The following is a 10,226-nucleotide window of genomic DNA, read 5'->3' as shown; positions in this document are numbered from 1 at the left end:
GCCAGGGCGCGGGCTCCCCGTTCGCCGGCGGCCAGGGCGCGGGCTCCCCGTTCGCCGGCGGCGGCGCGCCCCGCATGTCCGACGACACCGCGATCCTGACGCCGCAGCAGCCCGCCCCGGCGCCGAGGTCCGGACCGGGCGCGGCGGCCGACAACGGCGCCCACGTCTCCGGGGACACCCTCACCAGCGGCATCCCCGTGGTCCCGCCGACGGCGGCCCGCCCGGACCTGACCCCGCGCATCGAGGACCACGCGAGCCCGGCCCCCGCGCCCGCGCCGCGCCAGGCGCCGGCGGCCGACCGCGCCCCGGCGAAGAAGGGCCGCTCCAAGCTGGTCCTCGCCGCCGTCGGAGTCGTCGGCCTCGTCGGCGTCGCCTACGGCGCCGGACTGCTCCTCAACCACTCCGACGTCCCCAAGGGCACCACGGTGCTCGGCGTGGACATCGGCGGCGGTACGAAGGAGGAGGCCGTCGAGAAGCTGGACACGGCGCTCGGCAAGCGGGCCACCGCCCCGCTCCAGCTCAGCGTCGGCGGCAAGAAGGTCGAGCTGGCCCCGGAAAAGGCGGGCCTGGCGCTCGACAGCCAGGAGACCGTCCGCGCCGCGGCGGGCAGCGACTACAACCCGGTCTCGGTCATCGGCTCCCTCTTCGGCGGCGAGCGGGTCGCCAAGCCGGTCTTCCCGGTCGACCGGGAGAAGCTCGCCGTCGCCCTGACCGACCTGGCCGGCACGTCCGCCTCCGCGACCGAGGGCACGATCCTGTTCGCCCCGAACAAGGTGACCCCGGTCGAGGGCAAGGCCGGACAGGGCCTGGACGTCCAGCGGTCGATGATCTCCGTGCAGGACGCCTTCCGCGCCCAGGTCGAGACGGGCCAGGGCAAGCTGGTCGAGCTGCCGGTCACCACCATGCGGCCGAAGGTCACCAAGGCCGAGCTGGACCGGGCGATGAAGGAGTTCGCGACGCCCGCCATGTCCGGTCTGATCAGGATCCAGGCGGGCGGCAAGCACATCGACTTCGGTCCGGCGCGGTCGCTGCCGCAGATCCTCTCCATGAAGGCCGTCGACGGCCGGCTGGTCGAGGTCTACGACAAGAAGGCGATCGAGCGGCTCCTCGACGGCGCCTTCAAGGGCGTCATGATCACCAAGGGCGACGGCACGAAGCACGAGGTCTCCGCCGACGACGTGGCCTTCGCGATGCGCGACGCCCTGATGGGCAAGACCCTCGCGGAGCGCACGAAGACGATCGACCTCAGCGGCGAGGGCTGACGGTCCCCACCGCACGACCGAGCCCCCGTCCCTGCCCGGGACGGGGGCTCGCGCGCTTTCTACGAGGGCGGCAGCAGCTCGCGGGTCAGGGTGAAGGCGGCCGTGGCGGTGGCCAGGAGGGCGTTGATCCGTCCGAGGATGCGGGTCGTCCTGTCGGCGTCCTGCGCCGCCACGGCCGAGTCCAGGTCGTCGGCGTACTCCCGGGCCCGTACCGCCTCGTCGGTCGGCGCGGCCGCCGCGTCCGTGCGCAGGGCGTCGATCAGCCGCTGGTGGGGGATGTCGGACGCGTTCGTCCGGTTGTTGTGGCCGCCGTGGGCGATCGCCTGAGGACTGTTGACGTTCGCCACGAGGAAGCCGCCCGATGCGGCGGAGATGTTCACTCCTTCGCCTCCTGTCCAGATGAACTTGGTCTCGTACTCGGTCCAGCCCTTGCGCGTGACCTCGTACCGGCCGAACCGCAGACCCATGACCTTGATCAGCTTGTGCTTGAGCGGCTCGGCCAGGATGAGGCGGGCGTCGGCCCGGTTCCAACCCTGCTCGGCGAAGTAGGCCGTCATCACCACGCGCGTGCCGGGACTCTTGGCCCGCCGACAGATCTCGCGGAAGGCCTGTCCCTGGTATGCCTCCAGCTGACCGGGGGCGATCGACGGCTGCGGCAGCCGCCATCGATGCGCGACTCCCCGGACCCATACGAACAGTCCGTACACCGCCCAGCAGAGCAGAGCGATCACCGCAACCGGCACAAGCGATGAATCCATACTCATCACCCTCCCCCACAGGCGCCAAGTCGACGCATTGTACGGGGAGTTGGTGTGACGGGACCGTCAGCGCATGTCGGCCGGCCGGGCCGCGCCCTCGAAGGGGAAGCGGCGGCGGAAGTCGTCGGCGGCGTCCTCCAGGGTGCAGAAGCTGACGCCGGCGTGCCCCGACACGTACTCGATGAACCGTTCCAGCATCAGCAGCACCTGCGGCCGGCCGCTGACGTCGGGGTGCAGGGTCACGGGGATGACCGCGTAGTCCAGCTCCCGGTAGACCCAGTCGAACTGGTCGCGCCAGTCCTGCTCCAGGGCCCGGGGACTGACGTAGCCGTGGCTGTTGTGGGCGTGCTTGTTGAACATCATGGGCGGCAGGTCGTCGACGTACCAGTTGCCGCAGAACTCCACCAGGTCGACCTCGTGGCCGTGGACCAGCGGCTTCATCCAGTCCTTGGCCTCCTTCGAGTAGTCGATCTTCGTCCAGCTGTCGCCCACGCGCGCGTAGAAGGGCGTGAAGTCGCGGTAGTTCTGGCTGTGGTCGTACGAGAAGCCGTACTTGTGGAGCAGGGCGGCCGTGTGCGCCGACATCTCCCACCAGGGCGCCACGTAGCCGCGCGGCCTGCGGCCGGTGTACTCCTCGATCAGCTCGACCGAGCGGGCGAGGACGTCCTCCTCCTGCTGCGGGCTCATCGCGATCGGGTTCTCGTGCGAGTAGCCGTGCGCGCCGACCTCGTGGCCCGCCTCCACGACCATCCGGGTCTGCTCGGGGAACGTCTCGATGGAGTGGCCCGGGATGAACCAGCTGGTCCGGATCCCGTACCGCTCGAACAGCTTGAGCATGCGCGGGGTGCCGACCTCGCCCGCGAAGACACCGCGCTGGATGTCGTTGGGGGAGTCCTCGCCGCCGTAGCTGCCGAGCCAGCCGGCCACGGCGTCGACGTCGACGCCCAGGGCGATCTTGATGTCCTTCGCGGTCATGCGGAGTGAGCCTTTCCGTACGTGTCGAGCAGGTGGTGCACACGGTCGACGGCGGCGGCCATCACGGCCTGGTCGGCCGCGCCCCACTCCCGCCCGGTGAGGCTGTGGGCGGAGATCCAGCCCGTCATGTCCGCGCCCCGGACGACGGGGGAGAGCAGCTGCGCGCGCACGCCGTAGACGTCGATCAGGGCCTGCGGCGGCTTCGGGTCGTCCCGGAAGTGCGGCTGGACGAGCGGGACGCGGTGCCGCTCCAGCCACTCGACCGTGCCCAGCCGGCGCTGGTCGAGACCGGCGTCGCGGCGGATGGAGCGGACGCCCGGGCCGAGCGCCTCGCCGGCCGTGAGGTCCACGTGCAGTCCGTACGCCGGCAGGTCGAGCCGCAGGGTGGTGCGGTCGGCGCCGATCGCCTCGCGCAGGTCGCCGAGCGCCCGCTGGAAGCCGGCCCGCAGACCGCCGGAGCGCAGCAGGTCGCCGTGGCCTTCGAGGGCGGGGTGCGCGCCGGCCAGGTCGAGCGCCTTCCAGAGCGTCGCGGAGACGCTGTCGAAGACCGGTATGCCGAGAGCGGCTTCGAGCCCGGGGGCGGCACCCGCCCCGTACACATTGGTGCAGACGACGGCGACCGCGTGCGCGTCACCGGCGCCGGCCTGCTCGATCTGCCGGGCAACCTCGGGCTCGGGGATCCGGGCGAAGGCCTCGTTGTCGTGGATCCCGAACGGCTCGGCGAGCGAGCAGTCCAGGCCCTCGGCGGCGTACGTGGTGACGATCCGCTCGGCGACGTCCCGGGTGTAGGGGACGGCCAGGCCGAGCCGGGTCACGCCGTAGGCGGCGCAGGCGTCGAGCAGCGCGAGCGTGGAGGTGGTCGCCGGGATGCCGGTCTCCGCGGTGATCGCGGCGGCGAGCCGCCGGTCGTGGTCGACGCCGAGCCAGGAGCCGGAGGTGCCGTTCCAGGCGATGACGTCGACCCGCGCGTCGGCGAGCTGCCGCGCGGCGGCGAGCATCGGCTCGAAGGCGAACTGGGCGTCGGAGCCGCCGTCGAGGGCGATCCGGGTGACGGGTACGCGCGCGAAGTGGGCGCTCGCGAGGTCCCGGGCACCGTCGAGGAGGCGGTAGGTGACCGGCTCCAGACAGGTGTTGGAGGACGGGGTGAGCATGCCGATACGGATCATCGGACGGCGAGCCTCCTGCTGTAGTCGATGACGAGGGACGAGACGGTGAAGAGGACACCCGCGCCGACGAAGTAGAGCAGCGCCCAGGTGTACGAGCCGGTGCCGCCGACGATGTAGCCGACCGCGATCGGGGTGACGATGCCGGCGATGTTGCCGGCGAGGTTCATGGCGCCGCCGACGATGCCGGCGTTGGCCCGGCCGGCCAGGATCGACGGGAGGGACCAGTAGAGGCCGGCCCAGCGCAGGAAGAACATGACGACGGAGAGCAGGGTGACGGCGGTGATCGGGTCCGGTACGAGGACCACGCCGAGCAGTCCGGCGACGACGGCCACGCCGGCGACCCCCATCATCGTGCGCATCACGGCGTTGGCGCCCGCGCCGGCGGCCTTGCGCCGGTCGGAGATCCAGCCGCCGGTGAGCTCGCCGACGAAGCCCGCGCCGAAGATGACCAGGGTCGACCAGCCGATGGTCTTGATGTCGAAGCCCTTGGTCTCGGACAGGTACAGCGGGCCCCAGGTGAGCAGTCCGTAGAAGACGCCGTTGAAGCCCATCCAGCCCAGGCACATCGCCCAGAACGAGCGGTGCTTGAGGTACGGGCGCAGGCCCGTGCGCTCGTCGGCCGGGCCGGCCGCGTCCTCCTCGGCGTGCGCGTTCTCGATGTACGTGGCCTCGGCGTCGTTCACGCCCGGGTGCTCGCGCGGGGTGTCGCGGACGTACCAGGCGGCGAACAGGCCGATGACGACGGTCAGCACGCCGGCGATGACGAAGCTGGTCCTCCAGCTGCCGGTCCAGGCGATGAGCGCGGAGATGAGGATGCCGCCGAGCGCGGCGCCGAGCGGGGCGCCGCCGTCGAGGAGCACGGCGCCGCGGCCGCGCTCCTTCGCGGGCAGCCACTGGGCGTTGAGCTTGCCGCCCGCGGGCATGACGGGGGCCTCGACGGCGCCGAGGAGCAGGCGGTAGCCGAGCAGGGACCCCGCGCCGGTGGCGGCGGCGGTGAGGGCCTGGGCCACGCCCCAGCCGACACAGGCGCCGGAGACCATCCTGCGGGGGCCGAAGCGGTCGGCGAGCCAGCCGCCGGGGATCTGCATCAGTGCGTACGTCCAGAAGAACGCGCTGAGGACGAAGCCGGTGGTCTCCTTGGAGAGCCCCAGGTCCTCGGTGATCAGGGGCAGGGCGACGGAGACGGAGCCGCGGTCGATGTAGTTGAGCGCGACGACACCGAGCAGCAGGACGAACATCTTCCAGCGGACCCGGCTGGGACGGCCGCCGAAGGGGGTGGCGGCCTTCGCCTGGGGGACGGTCTCGGGGACCGGTGGGGTACTCACGGACAAACCCTCGATTCACAGATCGCACAGGGTGAGACGTCGAAGCGCGGCGGGGCCCCGAGCCGCGTTTCGGTATACCAAAGCAGTGCAGTGGGAGGGCGTCAAGGGTTTGGTATACCGTGACCGCATCGATACGGGGAGGGCGCATGACCGAGACCGAATCCGCCGTCACACCCGCGAACGGCGGGGGATGGCTCCGTGACCAGGTGTGCGAGGCCTTGCGGGACCGCATCATCGACGGCAGGCTGCGACCGGGGGACCGGCTCGTCGAGCGCGACGTGGCCGAGGAGTTCGGCGTCTCCCGCGTCCCCGTCCGCGAGGCCATCCGCATCCTGCTCGGCGAGGGCTTCCTGCACGCCCTCTCGCCGCGCCGGATCGTGGTCCGGGAGCTCTCCGGGCAGGACGTGGAGAACCTCTTCGACCTGCGCGAGGCCCTGGAGGTACTGGCCGCGCGCCGGGCCGCCGAACGCCGCACCGAGGCCCAACTCGGCGAACTCCGCGACCTGTTGGAAGAGGCGCGCAAGGTGACCCTGGCCGGCCGGCCGGAGCGCGTCTCGCGCGCCAACGCCGCCTTCCACCACCACATCGTGGAACTCGCGGGCAACGACATGCTCGCCTCGGCCCTGGGGTCCCTGGAGGGCCGGCTCCGCTGGCTCTTCCAGCAGATCGACGACCCGGGCTCCCTCTGGGCGGAGCACCGCACGCTGTACGAGGCGATCGCCGCCGGCGACGCCGACGCGGCGGCCGACATCTCGCTCCGCCACATCCGCCACTACCGCGACGTGGCGGTGGCACTGCTCTTCGACGGCGACGCGGAAAAGGACTCGGCGTCCTGACGGGCCGTCGCCTAGGATCCCTCGCAAGGGCGGGGTCGTAGCACAGAGGTAATGCGCCGCGATGGCATCTCGGAGGACGCCGGTTCGAATCCGGTCGCCCCGCCCCCTTCTTCCTCTCCCCAGGCCTGCGGTACCACCGCGACCGCCGCCGCGGTCAGTTGAGCATCGCCCGCGCCGCCTGCGCCCGTCGGCGGATCGTCGTCGCCGAGTCCGGGTCCACCGCGTCCATGACCTGTGCGTACGCCTCCATCTCGATCGCGCCCGTGAGGAACTCCCCTCGCTGGACGAGCAGTTCGGCCCGCTCGTAGCGGAGTCTCGCCGGGTGGGAGGGGAGCAGCAGGGCGAGCTCCACCGCCCACAGGGCCACGTCGGCGCGCTCGGGGCGGGGGGCCGCCCAGGCGCGGATGTTGTTGAGGATCCGGAGGGCGATCGCGCCCGGCTCGGCGGGGCGGAGCATCGAGCGGTCGAGCGCCTCGCCCGTCGCGCTCGCCACCAGCAGCTCGGCGTCCTCGCCCGTCATGGCCCGCCCGCCCGCGAACGGGTCGGCGAGGTCCAGGTCGGCCGGGTCGCCGAAGCCCACGACGAAGTGGCCGGGCAGTCCGAGCCCGTACACGGGGGCGCCGGCCCGGCGGGCGACCTCCATCCACACGACGGAGAGCAGGATGGGCAGGCCCCGGCGGCGCCGCAGCACTTCGTGCAGCAGCGAGGACTCCAGGCGCTGGTAGTCGGCGGGCACGCCCTCGAAGCCCTCGCGGCGGCCGAGGAGCGCGGCGAGCTCGGCGGCCCAGTCGCCGGTGATCCGGGTCGCGTACGGGACGAGCCCGGCGAGCCGGTCGAGTTCGATCTCGGCCTCGTCGAGGTCGCGCCGGGTGACGGACGGGTCGGCCACCGCGCCGATCAGCAGGCAGAGCCGGGCGAGGTCGGGCCGCTCGGCGCGCGCCTCCTCGGCGAATTCCCGCCGCCAGTCGCCCCGGTCCGCCTCGCCGGATGCGTCTCCTGGCTCGTCCGGTCCGTCCGGTCCGTCCGGTGGTGGTACGTCCTCCGTCACGCCTCGGCCCATCGGTAGTGGTGGTAGTGGTGGTGGGCCGCGAAGCCCATCCCGTCGTACAGCGCCCGGGCGCCGTCGTTGTCCGCCTCCACCTGGAGCCAGGCCGCCGACGCGCCCTCGTCGAGCGCCTGCCGGGCGAGCGCCGTCATGACGGACGTCGCCAGGCCCCGGCGCCGCTGGTCGGGGTCGACCTCGACCGCCATGAAGCCGGCCCAGCGGCCGTCGACCACACAGCGTCCGATCGCCGCCGGTACCTCTCCCGTGCCCGCGACGGACGCGAACCACACACTCGGGCCGGAGGAGAGGACGGACCTGACCGCCGGGCTCGCCTCCTCGAAGCGCTGGTAGCGGCGCAGCCAGGCCTCGTCGACCGTCCGGGACAGGCGTACGGCGGAGACGTCGGCGTCCAGGTCGCCGATCGGGGCGAGCGCCGCGATCCGCACCTCGGCGGAGACCTCGCGCCGCCAGCCGTGCCGGTCGAGGGCGGCGCACAGCAGTTCCTGGGTGCCCTCGGCGCCGGTGGCGGCCTGGACGTACGGGGGCAGCTTCCGGGCCGCGTACCACGCGCGCACGTGCGTGAGCGCCTCGGCGACCGGCATCCCGGGATCACCGAGCGGCAGGGCCGAGTTGGCGCGCCGGGTGAAGCCCACCCGTCGCCCGGCCACCGCCCCTCCAGGACGCCCTTCGGGCGGCACCTCGTGGAACGCGGCCCGCAAGGTCCACTCGCCCAGGGCCTCGCTCTCGACCGGCTGCCACGCGCGCGCGGTGGCGCGGGCGAGCTCCGCGAAGGTGGCCGAGGGGCCCCGCCGGCGGGCCGGGGCGGCCGGGACGACCTTCCCCGCGGCCAGCGCGGATTCCGCGATCCGGACGCTCTCGCCGCTCTTTCGTGTGATCAGCAGCACACCGGCGTCCCATGATGTGAGAACCCCGACCGCGTCGGTGAACTTCTCGCCCGGTTCCGCCGAGTCCGTCACGTACCGAACGGAGACACGTTTTCCCACGTCAGCGCTGGTAATTCGCACTTCAAGGCGCCCTCCGCCGGTGATTTCCACAGCTTCTCCGCCCCTCCTGTTCGGATCGCCCCCAAGAACGGAGATACTAGGTGCGGGCATCGACGACGCCGCGCTCCCGCGCAGACCAGCCCTATCGAGGAGGAACGACAGCGTGACCTACGTCATCGCGCAGCCTTGTGTCGACGTCAAGGACAAGGCGTGCATCGAGGAGTGCCCCGTCGACTGCATCTACGAGGGCAAGCGGTCCTTGTACATCCACCCGGACGAATGCGTCGACTGTGGGGCCTGTGAGCCGGTCTGCCCGGTCGAGGCGATCTTCTACGAGGACGACACCCCGGAGGAGTGGAAGGACTACTACAAGGCGAACGTCGAGTTCTTCGACGAGCTCGGTTCGCCCGGTGGTGCCTCCAAGCTCGGCGAGATCGAGCGCGACCACCCCTTCATCGCCGCCCTGCCGCCGCAGAACGGCTGATTCATTCGCCCTCGGTCCCGTACGGCCTCGCCGCTGTACGGGACCGAAGCGTTTTCCGTACGTACGAGGAAGTGAGCCAACCCGTGAGCGCAGTCTCTTCGCGCCTGCCCGTCTTCCCCTGGGACAAGCTGGAGCCGTACAAGGAGACGGCCGTGGCGCACCCGGACGGAATCGTGGACCTCTCCGTCGGCACGCCCGTCGACCCGGTCCCCGCGGTGATCCAGGAGGCCCTGGTAGCGGCGGCGGACTCGCCGGGCTATCCCACGGTGTGGGGGACGAAGGAGCTGCGGGACGCGCTCACCGGCTGGTGCGGGCGGCGCCTGGGCGCGGTGGACTTCGCCCACGAGAACGTGCTGCCGGTGGTCGGTTCCAAGGAGCTGGTGGCCTGGCTGCCGACGCAGCTCGGGCTCGGCGCCGGTGACGTGGTCGCCTACCCGCGGCTCGCGTACCCGACGTACGAGGTCGGCGCGCGGCTCTGCGGCGCGACCCCGGTCGTCTACGACGACCCGGTGGCGGACCTGGACCCGGCCGCCGTCAAGCTGCTGTGGCTCAACTCCCCGTCCAACCCGACCGGCAAGGTCCTCGCGAAGGACGAGCTGACCCGGATCGTGGGCTGGGCGCGCGAGCACGGCATCCTCGTCTTCTCCGACGAGTGCTACCTGGAGCTGGGCTGGGAGGCCGACCCGGTCTCGGTCCTGCACCCGGACGTCTGCGGCGGCTCGTACGAGGGGATCGTCGCGGTCCACTCGCTGTCCAAGCGCTCCAACCTGGCCGGCTACCGGGCCGCGTTCATCGCGGGCGACGCGGCCGTCCTGGGCGAGCTGCTGCAGATCCGCAAGCACGGCGGCATGATGACCGCGGCCCCGGTGCAGGCGGCGACGGTCGCGGCGCTCGGCGACGACGCGCACGTGGCCGAGCAGCGGGAGCGGTACGCGGCCCGCCGGGCGGCGCTGCGGGGGGCCCTGGAGGTGCACGGCTTCCGGATCGAGCACAGCGAGGCGAGCCTGTACCTGTGGGCGACCCGGGACGAGCCGTGCTGGGAGACCGTGGCGTACCTGGCGGAGAAGGGCATCCTGGTGGCGCCCGGCGACTTCTACGGCGAGGCCGGGGAGCGGTTCGTGCGGGTGGCGTTCACGGCGACGGACGAGCGGGTCGAGGCCGCGGTCAAGCGCCTGGGCTGAGCCCGCGGGACGCCGGAGGGCCCGGGGAGCGTGTGCTCCCCGGGCCCTCCGTGCGTCGTGGTGCGGATCAGCCGCCGAGGGGCAGGCCGCCCAGGGTCTGGCCGGTCGGCAGGCCGCCCAGGCCACCGCCCAGGGCGCCGCCGGTCGGGCCCTCGGCGCTCTCGGCGGCGCCCTGGGCGGTGGCCTGGGC

10 protein-coding genes and 1 tRNA gene are annotated in these 10,226 nt (G+C 72.5%); 5 read left to right on the top strand and 6 right to left on the bottom strand.

What is annotated here, in order from left to right:
- The coding region (locus CCN56_RS03750; protein ID WP_086823567.1) for a hypothetical protein at positions 1-1,262 on the top strand (1,262 nt) is incomplete at its 5' end.
- Between the two features lie 59 nt (positions 1,263-1,321).
- Here the strand turns inward: CCN56_RS03750 and CCN56_RS03745 are convergent.
- The 4 genes from CCN56_RS03745 to CCN56_RS03730 form a co-directional block, all read right to left on the bottom strand.
- Positions 1,322-2,020 (bottom strand): hypothetical protein, encoded by a 699-nt coding sequence (locus CCN56_RS03745; RefSeq protein WP_086823564.1) that lies wholly within the window; start codon positions 2,018-2,020, stop codon positions 1,322-1,324.
- 66 nt (positions 2,021-2,086) lie between these two features.
- On the bottom strand, positions 2,087-2,995 hold the full coding sequence (locus tag CCN56_RS03740) for a polysaccharide deacetylase (RefSeq protein ID WP_086823561.1): 909 nt from the start codon (positions 2,993-2,995) through the stop codon (positions 2,087-2,089).
- Complete coding sequence (locus tag CCN56_RS03735; protein ID WP_086823558.1) at positions 2,992-4,161, bottom strand: hypothetical protein; 1,170 nt, start codon at positions 4,159-4,161, stop codon at positions 2,992-2,994. The genes CCN56_RS03740 and CCN56_RS03735 overlap by 4 nt, the downstream gene beginning before the upstream one ends.
- On the bottom strand, positions 4,158-5,486 hold the full coding sequence (locus CCN56_RS03730; RefSeq protein WP_218779390.1) for an MFS transporter: 1,329 nt from the start codon (positions 5,484-5,486) through the stop codon (positions 4,158-4,160). Before CCN56_RS03730 ends, CCN56_RS03735 begins: the two co-directional genes overlap by 4 nt.
- A gap of 146 nt (positions 5,487-5,632) precedes the next feature.
- Between CCN56_RS03730 and CCN56_RS03725 the strand changes: the two genes are divergently transcribed.
- On the top strand, positions 5,633-6,322 hold the full coding sequence (locus tag CCN56_RS03725) for a GntR family transcriptional regulator (protein ID WP_086823555.1): 690 nt from the start codon (positions 5,633-5,635) through the stop codon (positions 6,320-6,322).
- 29 nt (positions 6,323-6,351) lie between these two features.
- Positions 6,352-6,426, top strand: a tRNA-Ala gene (locus CCN56_RS03720).
- A 50-nt stretch (positions 6,427-6,476) separates the two neighbouring features.
- Here the strand turns inward: CCN56_RS03720 and CCN56_RS03715 are convergent.
- Entirely contained in the window at positions 6,477-7,370 is an 894-nt protein-coding gene (locus CCN56_RS03715) for a transglutaminase-like domain-containing protein (RefSeq protein WP_086823552.1), read from the bottom strand.
- Positions 7,367-8,422: a GNAT family N-acetyltransferase gene (locus CCN56_RS03710; RefSeq protein ID WP_086823548.1), complete on the bottom strand. Its 1,056-nt coding sequence runs from the start codon at positions 8,420-8,422 to the stop codon at positions 7,367-7,369. Before CCN56_RS03710 ends, CCN56_RS03715 begins: the two co-directional genes overlap by 4 nt.
- A gap of 112 nt (positions 8,423-8,534) precedes the next feature.
- On the opposite strand from CCN56_RS03710, the gene fdxA reads away from it, so the two are divergent.
- Complete coding sequence (gene fdxA, locus CCN56_RS03705) at positions 8,535-8,855, top strand: ferredoxin (RefSeq protein WP_015035968.1); 321 nt, start codon at positions 8,535-8,537, stop codon at positions 8,853-8,855.
- Positions 8,856-8,938: 83 nt separating this feature from the next.
- Positions 8,939-10,036: a succinyldiaminopimelate transaminase gene (dapC, locus tag CCN56_RS03700; protein WP_086823544.1), complete on the top strand. Its 1,098-nt coding sequence runs from the start codon at positions 8,939-8,941 to the stop codon at positions 10,034-10,036.
- Positions 10,037-10,226 lie beyond the last annotated feature (190 nt).

The sequence above is a fragment of the Streptomyces sp. NRRL B-24572 genome (assembly GCF_002156145.1).
GTDB lineage: Bacteria > Actinomycetota > Actinomycetes > Streptomycetales > Streptomycetaceae > Streptomyces > Streptomyces vietnamensis.
This window is presented reverse-complemented; position numbering and strand designations above follow the sequence as displayed.

Coding starts and splice junctions, on each gene's coding strand:
- CCN56_RS03745 (WP_086823564.1), bottom strand. CDS start 2,020: ATGGATTCATCGCTTGTGCCGGTTGCGGTGATCGCTCTGCTCTGCTGG.
- CCN56_RS03740 (WP_086823561.1), bottom strand. CDS start 2,995: ATGACCGCGAAGGACATCAAGATCGCCCTGGGCGTCGACGTCGACGCC.
- CCN56_RS03735 (WP_086823558.1), bottom strand. CDS start 4,161: ATGATCCGTATCGGCATGCTCACCCCGTCCTCCAACACCTGTCTGGAG.
- CCN56_RS03725 (WP_086823555.1), top strand. CDS start 5,633: ATGACCGAGACCGAATCCGCCGTCACACCCGCGAACGGCGGGGGATGG.